This window comes from Streptomyces sp. NBC_01283 (genome assembly GCF_041435335.1).
Lineage (GTDB): Bacteria > Actinomycetota > Actinomycetes > Streptomycetales > Streptomycetaceae > Streptomyces.
The window spans coordinates 5,521,215-5,536,448 of sequence record NZ_CP108430.1 but is presented as its reverse complement, the minus strand read 5'-3'; the positions used below and the strand labels follow the sequence as shown (position 1 = coordinate 5,536,448).

At 72.4% G+C, this 15,234-nt stretch carries 11 protein-coding genes; 5 read left to right on the top strand and 6 right to left on the bottom strand.

What is annotated here, in order from left to right:
* Window positions 1–38 precede the first annotated feature (38 nt).
* From OG302_RS25285 to OG302_RS25275, 3 genes are all read right to left on the bottom strand, one after another.
* Window positions 39–1,556, bottom strand: coding sequence for a DUF5719 family protein (locus OG302_RS25285; RefSeq protein WP_371528864.1), 1,518 nt, complete (start codon window positions 1,554–1,556; stop codon window positions 39–41).
* Complete coding sequence (locus OG302_RS25280; RefSeq protein WP_371528863.1) at window positions 1,553–5,230, bottom strand: glycosyltransferase; 3,678 nt, start codon at window positions 5,228–5,230, stop codon at window positions 1,553–1,555. The genes OG302_RS25285 and OG302_RS25280 overlap by 4 nt, the downstream gene beginning before the upstream one ends.
* A gap of 191 nt (window positions 5,231–5,421) precedes the next feature.
* Window positions 5,422–5,685, bottom strand: coding sequence for a WhiB family transcriptional regulator (locus tag OG302_RS25275; RefSeq protein ID WP_016642094.1), 264 nt, complete (start codon window positions 5,683–5,685; stop codon window positions 5,422–5,424).
* A 714-nt stretch (window positions 5,686–6,399) separates the two neighbouring features.
* Here OG302_RS25275 and OG302_RS25270 point away from each other — a divergent pair.
* The 3 genes from OG302_RS25270 to OG302_RS25260 are packed head-to-tail and all read left to right on the top strand — an operon-like array spanning window position 6,400 to window position 9,213.
* Window positions 6,400–6,915: a cysteine dioxygenase family protein gene (locus OG302_RS25270; RefSeq protein WP_371528862.1), complete on the top strand. Its 516-nt coding sequence runs from the start codon at window positions 6,400–6,402 to the stop codon at window positions 6,913–6,915.
* Between the two features lie 34 nt (window positions 6,916–6,949).
* On the top strand, window positions 6,950–7,906 hold the full coding sequence (gene cofD / locus OG302_RS25265; protein ID WP_371528861.1) for a 2-phospho-L-lactate transferase: 957 nt from the start codon (window positions 6,950–6,952) through the stop codon (window positions 7,904–7,906).
* A complete protein-coding gene (locus OG302_RS25260; RefSeq protein WP_371528860.1) occupies window positions 7,903–9,213 on the top strand; it encodes a coenzyme F420-0:L-glutamate ligase in 1,311 nt (436 codons plus the stop codon). Before cofD ends, OG302_RS25260 begins: the two co-directional genes overlap by 4 nt.
* Before the next feature lie 31 nt (window positions 9,214–9,244).
* Here the strand turns inward: OG302_RS25260 and OG302_RS25255 are convergent, their stop codons facing one another.
* The 3 genes from OG302_RS25255 to OG302_RS25245 all read right to left on the bottom strand — a co-directional run bounded on the left by OG302_RS25255 (window position 9,245) and on the right by OG302_RS25245 (window position 12,868).
* A complete protein-coding gene (locus OG302_RS25255) occupies window positions 9,245–10,249 on the bottom strand; it encodes a DNA-3-methyladenine glycosylase (protein WP_371528859.1) in 1,005 nt (334 codons plus the stop codon).
* A gap of 42 nt (window positions 10,250–10,291) precedes the next feature.
* Window positions 10,292–11,374, bottom strand: coding sequence for a sugar phosphate nucleotidyltransferase (locus OG302_RS25250; protein ID WP_371528858.1), 1,083 nt, complete (start codon window positions 11,372–11,374; stop codon window positions 10,292–10,294).
* A 117-nt stretch (window positions 11,375–11,491) separates the two neighbouring features.
* Entirely contained in the window at window positions 11,492–12,868 is a 1,377-nt protein-coding gene (locus tag OG302_RS25245) for an N-acetylmuramoyl-L-alanine amidase (protein WP_371528857.1), read from the bottom strand.
* Window positions 12,869–13,005: 137 nt separating this feature from the next.
* Here OG302_RS25245 and OG302_RS25240 point away from each other — a divergent pair, with 137 nt between their 5' ends.
* Together OG302_RS25240 and OG302_RS25235 are read left to right on the top strand one after the other, a co-directional pair.
* The gene (locus OG302_RS25240; RefSeq protein ID WP_371528856.1) at window positions 13,006–13,761 is read left to right on the top strand and encodes a TIGR03089 family protein; all 756 of its coding nucleotides are present in this window, start codon (window positions 13,006–13,008) and stop codon (window positions 13,759–13,761) included.
* A gap of 158 nt (window positions 13,762–13,919) precedes the next feature.
* Complete coding sequence (locus tag OG302_RS25235) at window positions 13,920–15,224, top strand: LCP family protein (RefSeq protein ID WP_371750225.1); 1,305 nt, start codon at window positions 13,920–13,922, stop codon at window positions 15,222–15,224.
* Window positions 15,225–15,234 lie beyond the last annotated feature (10 nt).

The following is a 15,234-nucleotide window of genomic DNA, read 5'->3' as shown; positions in this document are numbered from 1 at the left end:
GCCCTGCGGGGCCAGGATGCGGACCCGGCCCGGAAGACCTACTTCTGCAGCACCTTCAGATCCTGTTCCGCCTCAGGCACCGACACCGTGCCCCTGTCGTCCGGCAGGGTCTGGATGGTGAACATCGGGACGCCGTCCTCCGGCTCCTCCAGCATGCGTGAGGCGTAGACGGCATCCCCCGCGCCCCCCGACACCGGTTCCACCGTGAGCGCGTACGTGCCCTTGAGGCCGCTCGGGACGGGCGCCTTGATCCCGAGGGTCGTGCCGCCCTTGACCGTGTACGTCTTGCTCGTCGACGAGCCGCCCTCGGAGCCCTCCGATGCCGTGACCTTCACCTTGCCGGTCTTGCCGGGGGCCACGAGGGACAGCGTGGAGCCCTTGGCGCGGTTGTCGGCCACCGTCGCGCGCGTGCCGATCGCGTTCGTGGCGGGGATGAACGCCGTCTCCTGGTCGGCGCCCTTGCCCCGGGTGACGCGCAGGGCCGCCACCACGGGTGCCGCGTCCTCCGTCGGCGTCAGGACCAGCGAGCCCGCCTCGCCCTTGGTGACGTCGCCGAGGTCGACGGCGGTCGTCATGCCGGACTTGACGTGCAGGTTCGCATGCCCGGCCGGGCTGATCGAGCCACTGGGCGAGGCCAGTTGGACCTTCAGGTCGGCATCGTCGGCACCGGGCGTGAAGGCGACCAGGCGTACCGAGGTGGCGTCCTTGGGGATGCCGGGCAGGACCACGCGGCTCGCGGGGTCCGCGGACGCGGGCAGCCAGTCGCCGCCGAGCTTGTCGTCCGAGGACTGCACGGCGGCGGCGACCCGGCCGCTGCGCGCGGTCACGTGCATCGTGAGGTTGGTCTGCTCCTTGGGCGAGAGCGTGGACAGCAGGACCGGCATGCTGGAGTGCGGCTGGACCTGGATCGCCTCCCCCACCTCGGTCTTGAGGGCGCCGTCCTTGCCGTACAGCTCGATGTCGACGACGGCCGCCGTGTCGTCCGGGTTCGTCAGGTGGACGTAGTCGCTGCGGTCCTTGGCGGAGCTCGTGCCCGGGAACCAGAAGTCCGTGTCGGGCGCCGCGCAGTTGGCGCCCTGGAGGCCGCGTCCGCTGCCCACCGCGTACTTGGTGGTCTGCTGGACGGTCCAGCCGGGGGCCAGCATGCCGTCGGCGGTGCCGAGGAGCGCGGGTGACTCTCCCCCGGTCTCCTCGCCGGTGACGGGCTTGCCCGGTGCCTTCGGGGTCAGGAAGGGCTTGACGGTCTTCTTCTTGTCCTTGCCGCCGTCGCCGCCCTCCTTCGGGGCGTCCGTCAATTCCCTCGTGGCGGGCAGCAGTTCCGCCTTGCCGGCCGTGCCGGATGCCTTGCCCTTGGGCGTGAACGCCGTGTACGAGGTCTCGGCGAGGTCGGACGCGCTGGGCACCGGGCAGAGCAGGCTGGTGCGTTCGACGGGCAGCCGCGCGGCTGCCTTCGCGTCGTCGTCGCCGCTGCCGTCGGGCGCGTTGGTCACGGCGAACCCGGTGACCGCGGCGAGCGCGGCCACGGCGGCGATCAGGGACTGGGTCGTGCGGTTCACTGCTGGCTCCCGTCGGGGCGCTCACTGTCGTCGCCGTGCGGCGGCTGCGGGGGCTGGGGCGGCATCGGCGGCTGCTGCTGCCCGTAGGTGGCGTCGAACGACTGCCCGTACTGCTCGCCGCCCTGTGCGCCTCCGTAGGCGTACGGGTCGTACTGGCCGCCCTGGTAAGGGTCCTGGTACGCCAACTGGCCTGACTGGTCGGACTGGTCGTAGGAGCCCGGCGCGTACTGCGCATCCTGGTACTGCTGTTCGCCCTGGTAGGTGCCGTAGTCGACGCCCGCGTGGGCGGGGGCCTCCCACTCCTCGTACGCCTGCTGCTGGGGCACCGCGGCGAAGGCCTCCTCCGGAGGAGGGGGTGGCGTACCGGCGTCGTCCTGTCCGGCATCTCCTTGCGCGGCGTCCTGCTCGGCCTGCGCGGCGCGCAGCCTGCGGGCCCTGCGCCCCTCGCCCTCGACCGGCTGCGCCGGGATGACGCGCTCGTCGGGGAGGTCGTCGTCCACGTCGCGGCGGCGTCCGGGAAGGGCGAGGACCACCAGGACCACGGCGAGCGCGCCCTGGGCCCACAGCCATCCCGTGTGGCCCGCGGGCGTCTCGTGCGTGACGTCCAGGCGGCCGCCCGACGCGGGCAGTTCGAAGCCCTGCGCCCAGCCGTCCAGGGTCGTGCCGGTCAGCGGGCGGCCGTCCAGGGTCGCCGTCCAGCCCTCGTCGGCGGCGTCGGCGAGCCGCAGGGTGCGGCCCTCCTCGCCGGCCGGGATGTTCGTGTGCAGCTCGACGGGGCCCGCGGCGACCGGCAGGGGGTCGCCGGACTCGGGGACGATCGCGGCGCGGGCGACCTGCCGGTCCACGCGCCACAGGGCGCTGCCGTCCTCCTGGCTGAGCCGGGTGAGGCCGGGGGTGGAGTCCAGGGTGCGGTTCATCTGGCGGGGCGCGCCGTCGCGTACGAGGACGTAGCGCACGGCGAAGCCGCCGAGCTGGTCGGCCTGGTCGGCGCCGGAGCCCGCGAGGAGCCGGGAGACGATCTTGTCCAGGCGCTTGTTCGAGCCGCCCGCGTCGGCGAGTTCGGCGTCACCGAGCCGCGCGCCCGAGCCGCGGACGAGCGTGTACGACACCTGGGCGGCCGACTCGCTGTCCAGGACGAGCGTGCGTGCCTGGTCCTGCGTGCCGCTCTCCTCGGCGACGAACGCGGGCACCTGCACCGGGTCGCGCCGCTCCAGGGGGCCGTCGGCGCCGCGGATCATCCACCCGGCGGCGACGAGCAGCGGCCCGGCGGCCGCCGCGAAGGCGATGAGGACGGCGACCGGCTGGCGCCAGCCGAAGCTCTGCTCGGCGACACGCGTGCGTGCACCGTCGGCGCCGAGCGCGGCGGCGGCGAGGAGCGCGATGCCGTAGCCGAGGGTCGCGGGGCCCGCCCACGCCGAGCCGTTCGAGAGCGCGGCGAAGACCAGCGAGACCAGCGCGGCGATCCACGCGGTGCGGACGGCGCGCTGCCGCTCGGTGCGGAGCAGGGCGGCAAGGGCGGCGAGCACGATGCCGATGAGCAGCAGGCCGTCCACGGTGCCGGGGCCGCCGGGGCTGCCCCCGAGCAGGTCGAGCCCGGTCGCGGAGCCGACGGAGAAGTCGAGCCCCGCCTCACGGAAGAAGCCGAAGGGCAGCAGCGAGAGGGACCAGGGCGCGAGGACCAGGATGGGGGTGCCGAGCGCGGCGAGGAAGCGCGGTCCGTACGCCGTGATGTCGCCCCTGCGTACGACGAGGAGCGCGAGGCCGAGCACCAGGGCGATGGGCCACACGATCGGTGTGAAGGCGGTGGTGAGCGTCAGGAGCAGGGCGAACGCCCAGGAGGCGCGCCAGCTCCCGCGCGTGCCGTTCGAGGAGGCGAGGCCGCTCGCCGCGATGCCCGCGCGCGCCATGAGCGGCAGCAGGATCGCGAGGACGGCGGTGCCGATGCGCCCGCCCGCGAGCGCGCCCGTGGCGGCCGGCAGGAAGGCGTAGGCGACCGAGGCCCAGGCGCGCAGCAGGCGCGACTCGACCAGCGGCCGTGAGGCGAAGTAGGCGGCGAACCCGGCCAGCGGCACCGAGCCGACCAGGAGCACGGTGACCGCGAGCCCGGTGGACCCGAACATCAGGGTGCTGAGCGCCGCGACGAGCGCGAGGTAGGGCGGCGCCGACTGCGTGCCGCCGGTTCCGACGGGGTGCCAGGCGTCGAGGTAGCGGTCCCAGAGGGCCGAGGAGTCACCGGGCGCGGGGAGCAGCGAGCCGCCCGCGAGCGCACCGCTGCCGAGGAGTTCGCGGCAGGCGATGAGCGAGACGAACAGCAGCACCACGAAGAGCATCGGTCCGGGCTTGCGGGCCAGGCGCTTGACCCGTGCGAACTGCTCGACCTGGAGGAAGTCCGCGTCGTCCCCGCCGGGTCCCGACTCGACGGCTCCGTGCCGGCCCGCGCCGGTGACGGCCTCGGGGTCGGAGCGGCCGACGACGCTGCCGGCGAGCTGTTCGAAGGTGGCGCGCACGGTGGCGCCGGGCGGCGGGAAGAGCGGCCGCATCTCGGCCGGTTCGAGCGCCGACTTGCCGCGTTCCTTGCGGGCGCTGACGATCCGTCCGGGCCGCAGCAGTGTCCCGAGGAGGCCGGCGACCTCGTCGACCGCCTGGCCGGGGACCTTGCCGACCAGATACGCGACGGTGCGCATCAGGGTGCCCACGACGAGCCGGAAGAGCACCCAGGGCAGCACGGCCGTGCGGGCGTTGACGAGCAGCGTGTAGGCGGCGCCCGCCTTGTCCACGCGGTGCGGTGACGTCGACGTACGCCCGACGCAGTCGACGGTGCGGCGCTCGCGCGAGGAGGCCTCGGCGTGCCGTACGACGGCTTCGGGGGCGACGAGGACGCGGTGGCCCGCGTTCTGGGCGCGCCAGCACAGGTCGACGTCGTCCCGCATGAGCGGAAGGCGCCGGTCGAATCCGCCCAGTTCGTCGAAGACGTCGCGCCGGATCAGCATGCCCGCGGTGGACACCGAGAGGACGGGCCGTACGTGGTCGTGCTGGCCCTGGTCCTGTTCGCGGCGGTCGATGCCGGTCCAGCGGCGGCCGCTGTTGGCGATGGAGACGCCGACCTCAAGGAGTTGACGGCGGTCGTACCAGCCGCGCAGCTTGGGGCCGACGATCGCGACGTCCTTGCCGACCTCGCGTTCGTTCTCCACGGCGCGCAGCAGTTCGGTGAGGGCGCCGGGTTCGGGCGCGCAGTCGTCGTGCAGCAGCCACAGCCACTGTTCGGGCTCGCCGTGCGGCAGTTCGGGTAGGTCGTAGGCGTCGTCGCGCCAGGACCGGCTGACCGGATCCCAGCCGCTGGGGCGCTTCAGATAGGGCAGCTCTTCCGGGGTCAGCACGCCGGCGATGCGGTTCGCCTCGTCGACGGCGGTGCCGAAGCCGGAGCGCCTGGCCAGGTGCAGGACGCGGTCGGGGCCGAGTGCCTCGGTGACCAGGCGGGCGGAGTCGTCCGCGCTGCCGGTGTCCGCGGCCACGGCGTTCTGCACCGGGCGGTCCTGGCCGAGCAGGCCGGCGAGGGCGTCGGGCAGCCAGCGGGCGCCGTCGTGGGAGACGATCACGGCGGTGACGACGTGCCGCGGGAACTCAGGAGCGGCAGCGTCGTGGTGAGCGGCTGCCGGATGGCTGTGCACGGACATCGAGGTACGGGCCCCGGTTCGATGGACTGCGGTGGACGCCTGCGCTTCATGGGGGCGCCGGGGCGTCTCGGACGGGGCCCCACACTAACGGCTGGCATCACAACAGCCCGCCGCCTGTGGATGACCCACGGGCGACGGGCTGTTCCTTACGTAGGGGTGTGTGCCGTTTGGTCGGGCGAACCGGCCGGTGTTCAGACAGCAGCCTTCTTCAGACGGCGGCGTTCCCGCTCCGAAAGACCGCCCCAGATACCGAACCGCTCGTCGTTCGCCAGTGCGTACTCAAGGCATTCCGAACGAACCTCACAGGCGAGGCAGACCTTCTTGGCCTCACGCGTGGAGCCGCCCTTCTCGGGGAAGAAGGACTCGGGATCGGTCTGGGCGCACAGCGCGCGCTCCTGCCAGCCGAGTTCCTCGTCCGCGTCCTCGACCAGCAGTTCCTGAACCAGCTCGGTCATGTGCGCCCCTCGTCTGTCTGTGCGTCCCCGTGGTGCTTGCCGTTACCGATTTCGGCTGAACGACACGAGTGAAATTACAAGTGTGCCGATCCGCGCCAGTCAAGCCGAGATCTGCTATTGGGTCCCTTATTCACCCTGCGGAACCAAGGTAATGCGGAAAGTGTTCAAATCGGGATAACCCTGACACTTGCCAATGGCCCATCCCGAGGCGCCCCGCGGCCGCCCTCACCAGGGAAGGACGTCGCGGAGATCGGTCCCGTTGCGACCGGTCCACCGAAGCGAAGGGGATCACATTCGGGTCACGGGAGCACGCCGGGGTTTACGCGCCGGTTCATGTGCCATGCGTAGCGATGCATCCCCTGGGTGTCCCGTGAACACGGTGCACAAACCTTTCGCCTTCCAGAACAACCGGATGAGGTGAAACATATCCCACATACCGGACATAGAGTTGACAGGGATGGTGTGAGCCGCTGTCCTAGTGGGCATGCTCGCAAACTTGGCACTCTCGACGACCCGCACCTGCGGGCTCCTCGGTGCTGCCCACGCGCGCTGTCTCTGTTCCTGTTCCAGCTGTTGAGCCTTCCCGCTTCCAGCTGTTGAGCCCGCTCCGGCGCTTCACCGCCCGAGCTGCTGAGCCGCCTGAGCTCCTCCCGCTCCATCGCTTCCCCCCTCCCTCGCGACACCCCAGCACTCACGTTGAGGAACCACCGCACCATGAACAGCGACAGCGACCTCCAGATCGCCGGCGACATCCTCGAAGTCACCCACCTCCTGCAGCCCGCCCGCGAGCATCCGGCCACCGTGGCCGAGTTCGTCGGCCTCGCCCGCACCCTCGCGGCCGACCGCACGCAATGGGCCCACCTCGTCGAGTACGACGCGACGAGCCGCTGGTACCACCGCCTGCGCACCGGCCCCGGCTACGAGGTCTGGCTGCTCTCCTGGGTGCCCGGGCAGGGCAGCGGAACGCACGACCACGGCCCCTCCTCCGGCGTACTCACGGTCCTGGAGGGCGAACTGACGGAGCGTACGGAGCGCGGGCAGCGCGCGCTCGGCGCCGGAACCCAACGCGTGTTCGCGCCCGGGTACGCCCACGACGTCGTCAACGACTCCCTGGAACCGGCCGTCAGCCTGCACATCTACTACCCCGGCCTGACCGAGATGCCGATGCACGCGGCGCGGTGCGGCGTGCGGGCCGCCGGTCCGGCGGCCGAAGATGTCGTAACCGCCTGACGCGCTGTCGTACCTGCCTGACATGCTTGGGCCCATGCGCATTGTGGTCCTGGCCGGCGGTATCGGCGGCGCCCGTTTCCTCCGCGGGCTCAAGAAAGCCGCGCCTGACGCGGACATCACCGTCATCGGCAACACCGGTGACGACATTCACCTGTTCGGACTGAAGGTCTGCCCCGACCTCGACACCGTGATGTACACCCTCGGCGGCGGCATCAACGAAGAGCAGGGCTGGGGACGTACGGACGAGACGTTCAAGGTCAAGGAAGAGCTCGCGGCGTACGGGGTCGGGCCCGAGTGGTTCGGGCTCGGCGACCGGGACTTCGCCACGCACATCGTGCGGACGCAGATGCTGGCCGCCGGTTTCCCGCTCAGCGCGGTGACGGAAGCGCTGTGCGAGCGGTGGCAGCCCGGTGTGCGGCTCATCCCGATGTCGGACGACCGCGTCGAGACGCATGTCGCCGTCACGGTCGACGGCGAGCAGAAGGCCGTGCACTTCCAGGAGTACTGGGTGCGGCTGCGGGCGTCCGTGGACGCGCACGCCGTGGTGCCGGTCGGCGCGGACCAGGCCAAGCCCGCGCCCGGCGTCCTGGAGGCGATCGCCGACGCTGACATCGTGCTCTTCCCGCCGTCCAACCCCGTGGTGAGCGTCGGGACGATCCTCGCCGTGCCGGGCATCCGCGAGGCCATCGCCGACGCGGGCGTGCCCGTCGTCGGGCTCTCCCCCATCGTCGGGAACGCGCCCGTGCGGGGCATGGCCGACAAGGTGCTCGCGGCCGTGGGCGTGGAGACGACGGCCGCCGCGGTCGCCGAGCACTACGGAAGCGGGCTGCTCGACGGCTGGCTCGTCGACACCGTGGACGCCGGGGTCGTGGAGCGCGTCGAGTCGGCGGGCATCCGGTGCCGGGCGATCCCGCTGATGATGAGCGACCTCGACGCGACCGCCGAGATGGCGCGCGCCGCACTCGCCCTCGCGGAGGAGGTGCGGGCGTGAGCGGTTCTCCCTCTTTCCGCGTCTGGGCCGTGCCCGGACTGCCCGAGGTGCGGCAGGGGGACGACCTCGCCAAGCTGATCGCCACGGCGGACCCGGGGCTCGTCGACGGGGACGTGCTCCTCGTCACCTCGAAGATCGTCAGCAAGGCCGAGGGGCGGATCGTCGAGGCCAGTGACCGCGAGGCGGCCATCGACTCCGAGACCGTGCGGGTGGTCGCGCGCCGCGGGTCCCTGCGCATCGTCGAGAACCGGCAGGGCCTGGTGATGGCCGCCGCCGGTGTCGACGCCTCCAACACACGTGCCGGGACGGTGCTGTTGCTGCCCGAGGACGCCGACGCCTCGGCGCGCGCGGTGCGGGACGGGCTGCGGGACGCGTTGGGCGTGGACGTCGGCGTCGTGATCACGGACACCTTCGGGCGCCCCTGGCGTGACGGTGTGACGGACGTCGCCATCGGGGCGGCGGGCGTGCGGGTCCTCGACGATCTGCGGGGCGGCGTCGACGCGTACGGCAATCCGCTGACCGGGACCGTCGTCGCCACCGCGGACGAGCTGGCCGCCGCGGGCGATCTGGTCAAGGGGAAGGCCGGCGGGCTGCCGGTGGCGGTGATCCGCGGGCTCGCGCACGTCGTCGGGGTGACCGGGGAGACCGATGAGGGGGCCCGGGCCATGGTGCGTCCCTCGCGTGACGACATGTTCCGGCTCGGGACGTCCGAGGCCGTGCGGGAAGCCGTGACGCAGCGGCGGACCGTGCGGGAGTTCACGGACGAGCCGGTGGACCCCGGGGCCGTGCGGCGGGCCGTGGCGGCCGCCGTGACCGCGCCCGCGCCGCATCACACGACGCCGTGGCGGTTCGTCCTGCTGGAGTCCGAGGAGTCGCGCGTGCGGCTGCTCGACGCGATGCGGGACGCCTGGATCGCGGATCTCCGTCGGGACGGGAAGTCTCCGGAGTCCGTCGAGAAGCGGGTGCGCCGGGGGGACGTCCTGCGCAAGGCGCCCTACCTGGCGGTGCCCTGCCTCGTCATGGACGGCTCGCACACGTATGGGGACGAGCGGCGGGACGCGGCCGAGCGCGAGATGTTCGTGGTCGCGGCCGGTGCCGGGGTGCAGAACTTCCTGGTCGCGCTCGCCGGGGAGCGCCTGGGGTCCGCGTGGGTCTCGTCGACGATGTTCTGCCGCGATGTCGTACGGGACGTCCTCGGGCTCCCGGAGTCGTGGGACCCGATGGGAGCGGTGGCTGTGGGACACCCCGCCGTCGAGCCCGCCGCTCGGGCCGCGCGTGATGCGGAGGACTTCGTAGAGGTCCGGTAAGCCCTTCAGAGGGCCGCTTCAGAGGGCGGGTTCAGAGGAGGGCGATGTCCGTCTTCGGCATCTTCGGTGTCCTGCGGGCCGGTGTGCGGCCGCTCAGGAGGATCAGGCGGGCCGCCCGGTGGCGCTGGCCCTCGTAGGGGGCGAGGAGCCGCAGCATCTCCTCGTCGTCCGCCGTGCGGTCGCCCGCCAGCGCGTACCCGACGATGCCCGGCAGGTGCAGATCGCCCACCGTGACCTCGTCCGGGGCGCCGTTGCTGCGCTGGACCGTCTCCGCCGACGTCCACGGACCGATGCCCGGGATCAGTTCCAGGCGGGCCCGGGCCCGGAGCGGGTCCATCGCCGCCGCCTCCTCCAGGCGCGCGGCCACCCGTGCCGCGCGCAGGATCGTCGACGCGCGCTTGTTGTCCACGCCTGCCTTGTGCCACTCCCAGGACGGGATCAGGGTCCAGGTCCTCGGGTCCGGCATGACGTGCAGGCGGAGCTGGGCGGGGGCCGCGCCGGGGGCCGGCTCGCCGAACTTGCGGACCAGGAGGCGCCATGCGCGGTACGCCTCGTCCGTCGTGACCTTCTGTTCCAGGATCGACGGGATCAGGGACTCCAGGACCAGGCCCGTGCGGATCAGGCGGAGGCCCGGCCTGCGGTGCGCCGTCGCCGCGACGAGGCGGTGGCGGGGGGTGAAGGCCGCGGGGTCGTCCGCGTCGCCGAGGAGCTGCGGGAGCTGGTCCAGGAGCCAGTCGGCGCCCTCGCCCCAGGCCTCCGCCTCCACCGTGCCGGAGCGGACGGCGACCCTGAGCGTGCCGGGACCCTGCGGGGTGCGGCTCGCCCGCCAGGCCGAGCCGTCCGGGGTCGTCCGGAACGTGGGGTCCGCGGGGCCTCTGCGCAGGGGGCCCACGGTCAGGGCCAGGTTCAGGGGGTAGGCCGGGGTCCAGGTGCGGGTGCGGGACGCCGTGGTCCGGCGGGGCACGCCCTGGGGGATCGCCGTTTCGCCGCCGCGCACCGTGGTGCCGGTGGGGCGAGGGGCGAAACGGGATGACATCTGTACGAGGGTAGGGGGTTCAGCCGCCGGCCGGGCCGGAAGTCACTGGTCCGACGAGAACCGCACGGCCCCCGCGGGCAGCCCCGCCCCGCACCACACCCGTACGCCGTCGCGCAGTTCGTTGTCGGCGCCGACGTCCGCGCCGTCGCCGATCACGGCGCCCGCGAGGACCGTGCGTGCGCCCACCTTCGCGCCCGCGCCGATCAGCGAGTCCGTGACGACCGCGTTCGGTTCGATGACCGCGCCCGCGAGGACCGTGCTGCCGGCCACCCGCGCGCCCTCGCCGATCACCGCGTGCTCGCCGACCACGGTGCCGGCGGTGAGCTTCGCGTCCTGGGCGACCGTGGCGGTCGGCAGGACCAGGCTTTCGCCGCAGCGCCCGGGGACCGCGGGGGACGGGGCGCGGCCGAGCACCAGGTCGGCGGAGCCGCGCACGAAGGCCTGGGGCGTGCCCAGGTCGAGCCAGTACGTCGAGTCGACCATGCCCTGCAGGTGGGCTCCGGAGGCCAGCAGGTCGGGGAACGTCTCGCGTTCGACCGACACCGGGCGGCCCGCCGGGATCGTGTCGATGACCGAGCGGCGGAACACGTACGCGCCCGCGTTGATCTGGTCGGTGACGATCTCCTCGGGGGTCTGCGGCTTCTCCAGGAAGGCCTGCACCCTGCCCGTGCCGTCGGTCGGCACGAGGCCGTACGCGCGCGGGTCGTCGACCTTCGTGAGGTGCAGGGAGACGTCCGCCCCCGACTCCTCGTGCGTCGTGACCAGGGCGCGGATGTCGAGCCCCGTGAGGATGTCGCCGTTGAAGATCAGGACCGGGTCGTCGGGTCCCGAGCGCAGGCGCGATGCCACGTTGCGGATCGCGCCGCCCGTGCCGAGGGGCTCGGTCTCCGTGACGTACTCGATGTGGAGGCCGAGCGCCGAGCCGTCCCCGAAGTACGGCTCGAAGACCTCGGCGAGGTACGAGGTCGCCAGGACGATGTGGTCCACGCCGGCCGCGCGGGCCCGCGCCAGCTGGTGGGTGAGGAACGGGACGCCCGCCGCCGGAACCATCGGTTTGGGGGTGTGCACCGTGAGCGGGCGTAGCCGGGTTCCCTTGCCGCCGACCAGGAGGATCGCTTCTGTCACCTGTCGTCTCTGCTTCCTGCTGGGGCCGGCCGAACTTGAGTCGCGGCCGGCCAGTGTATGCAGATGGCTTTGCAGATCGTGCAGTGCGCTGTGCGGGTCGTGCGGTGTGCCGAGGACTCAGCGGCCCTGGTAACGGGCCGAGGACGAACGGGCCTTGCCCAGCTTCTTGTAGAGGCGGATACCGGGGCATTCCGTGGCGAACCCGTCACGGTGTCCGGAGATCACATGGAGCCGGACGTTGCTGCCTTTCTTGTACAGATTTCCTCCCCCGGACCTCAGATATGTCTTGCCACGCGGGTTGGCGCCGTACAGGCCAAGCTTCCAGGCGGTCAGCTTGGCGATGGCGTTGACGGCGGCCGCGGGCGGGCTGGCGTAGCCGAAGCTGCCGAGGACGGCGATGCCCATGCTGTTGCTGTTGAAACCGAGAGTGTGGGCCCCGAGGACCGGCTTGGCCACACCTCCGGCACGTCCTTCGTAGATGTTCCCGCACTTGTCGACCGCGAAGTTGTAGCCGAAGTCACGCCAGCCGCTGCTCTTGACGTGGTAGCGGTAGATACTGCGCAGGACGGAGCTCGCCTGTGAGCAGCGGTAGTTGTTGCCGGACGCGCTGTGGTGCACGAAGGCGGCCTTCACGGTCTTCGTGTACGCGAAGTTCTTCTCGCGGAGCTTCTCGTTCGCCCCCCAGCCCTTGCGCGTGATGATGCGCGGCCGTGGCCCCACGTAGGGCCTGGCCTTGGCGGCGGCTCCCTCCGGACCACCGCGGGCCGCGATCAGGTCGTCCTCCGTCTCCTTCTTGGAGAGCGCCGGGATGACGGCGGAGCCGAGCGGGGCGAGGTCGGCGTTGACCGCGGAGGCGGCGGCGGTCTCGGCGGTCAGGGCCGGGGAGCGGGGGCCTTCGGGCGCGGCGCCCTGCGGGGGCGGCTCCGCTCCGGGGTCTACGAGTTCCAGACGCAGCCCCGCCGGAAGGGCCTGTCCCGCCGGGGGCCGTGCGACGCCGCGGCGCTGCTCGGCCTCGCCCCGTACGCGGATCTCGACCCCGTCCGAGTCGCCGACCCAGAGCGGCGCCGTGGAGCCGCGGACCCGGCCCGACGCGCGCTCCGGGTCGTCCGGGTCGGCGGCGTGATCGTGGTTGTGCGTCTCGACGGGCTGCCAGCCGGACCAGTTGCCGGTGCCGTTCGCCCGGGTGCGGACCTGGACGCTGCCGTGCAGTTCGTCGTCCGGGTCGTCCCAGATGACGCCTACCAGGGAGAAGGGCCGGACCTCCCGCTGGAGCAGGCCCTGTTCGCTTGACGCGCCGCCGCCGGGTGAGCGGTCGGAGCCGAGTGGGGTGAGGGCGAGGGACTGGGTGCTGCCCGGCACCGATTCCACGGAACGCCCGGTGGGCGACTCCGCGGCCGGGGTCGCGGCGCGGGCGCCGGACGACGGCAGGGTGAGGGGCAGGGCCAGGGCGGCCGCGCACGTGACGCCGATCGAGGAAGCTAGAAATCCACGCATACGTCTGATAGTTGGCATAGCGGGACAATTCTGTCCATTGGGGAATTGACGGTCCGTCGGTTCATGTCCGCCGAACCGGTGGCCCGCGCTCCCCCGCCACGCCCGGGGCAACGGAGCACGCGCGTACCCTTGCGCCCGTGAACGCCACCGACCGCACCCCTGCCGACCTGCTGCGATCCGCGCTCGCCGCGGACCCGGGCCGCCCGCTCATCACGTTCTACGACGACGCCACGGGCGAACGCGTCGAATTGTCCGTGGCCACCTTCGCCAATTGGGTGGCCAAGACCGCGAACCTCCTCCAGGACGATCTCGCCGCCGGGCCCGGCGACCGGCTCGCGCTGCTGCTGCCCGCGCACTGGCAGACGGCGGTCTGGCTGCTCGCCTGTTCGTCCGTCGGCGTCGTCGCGGATGTGGGCGGCGACCCGGCCGGCGCCGACCTCGTCGTCAGCGGGCCCGACTCGCTGGACGCGGCGCGGGCCTGCTCCGGGGAGCGGGTCGCGCTCGCGCTCCGGCCGCTCGGTGGGCGCTTCCCGCAGACCCCCGAGGGCTTCGTGGACTACGCGGTCGAGGTACCGAGCCAGGGCGACCGCTTCGTGCCGTACGCGCCCGTGGACCCGGACGAGCCCGCCGTGGCCGTCGGCGGGGCGGGCGAGCTGACAGGTGCGGAGCTGGTGGAGCGGGCCCGCGCCGATGCCGCCGCGCTGGGGCTCGCGCCCGGCTCCCGGCTCCTGTCGGGGCTGTCGTACGACACCTGGGAGGGCCTGAGCTCCGGCCTGTACGCCCCGCTGGCGGCGGGCGGCTCCGTGGTGCTCTGCCGCCACCTCGACCAGCTCGGCGAGGCGGCTCTGGCGAAGCGGATCGAGGACGAGCGGGTCACCGCCACGGCCAAGTAGCCACACCCCCCTCCCGCACCCCCCGCAGTCCCCCGTTCGGCCCACCCGAGCCCCTGGCCCGCAGGCCCCCGGCGTCACGTCGGTCCATGGTCGTAAGAGCGCACCATGCACCGACGTCGCTATGAGGGGTGGCCCTACACGTGTCCGACACCGCAGGCATGCCCACCGGACCGGAGCGCCCGGACCCGGACGGCACCCCGCCTGAGCCACCGGTCACGTACGCACCCGGCGCGGGCTCCAGCCCCACGGGTGCGGGCGTCGCCCGGCGCAGGCGGCGCTGGCTGCGCTGGACGGCGATGGGCGCCGCCGGTCTTGTGCTGGTCGCCGCGGGGGCCGGGTGGGCGGTGTACAACAAGCTCGACGGCAACATCACCAAGGACACCGACGCCGCGGCGGAGCTGGCGCGCTACGAGAAGGAGCGCCCCACACCGCTGGTGCACGACGCGCAGAACATCCTGCTCATCGGCTCCGACACCCGGGCCGGGCGGGGCAACAAGAAGTACGGCCGCGACCGGGGCACCCAGCGCTCGGACACCACGATCCTGCTGCACCTCGCGGCCGACCGGCGCAGCGCGACCGCGGTGTCCATCCCGCGCGACGTGATGGTGGACCTGCCCAGCTGCCGCAAGCCCGACGGATCGCGGACGCGGGCCCAGTTCGCCCAGTTCAACTGGGCCTACGAGTTCGGCGGGACGGCCTGCACCATTCGTACGGTCGAGAAGATGACGAAGATCCGCGTCGACCACCACATGGTCGTGGACTTCGCCGGGTTCAAGGACATGGTCGACGCGGTCGACGGCGTACAGGTCTGCCTCAAGCGTCCGATCAACGACTCCGACGCCCATCTGAAGATCGCGGCGGGCAGGCAGACCCTCAACGGCGAGCAGGCGCTCGGCTATGTGCGGGCCCGCAAGAGCATCGGCAACGGCAGTGACACCGACCGGATGGACCGCCAGCAGCAGTTCCTCGCGGCACTCGTCAACAAGGTGCAGAGCAATGACGTCCTGCTCAATCCGGCGAAGCTCTATCCGGTTCTCGACGCGGCCACTTCTTCGCTGACGACGGACCCGGGACTTGCGAGTTTGCGTGGTTTGTACGAACTGGTGCGCGGCATGCGCAACATCCCCACAGAACAGGTGCAGTTCCTCACGGTGCCCCGGCGGTCGTATGTCTACGACGCCAATCGGGATGAACTCGTCGAGCCCGCGGCGGCCGAACTCTTCACGCGACTCCGAACGGACGCACCCCTTCAAGTGACGCGTCAGGTGCCCGATCCCGCACCCCGCGACGAACAGGCCGAGGGCGACGAGGACTACTCGGAGGCCGAGCAGTACGAGGACTCACAGGACTACGACGGCTCCGGCGACTACGGGAGCGACGAGAAGCCCGACGACCCTTCCCATACGCCCAGCCCCGCTCCCACTTTCCGCGGCAACACGGCCGCCGGAACGACCTGCGAGTAAAGCCATCTTC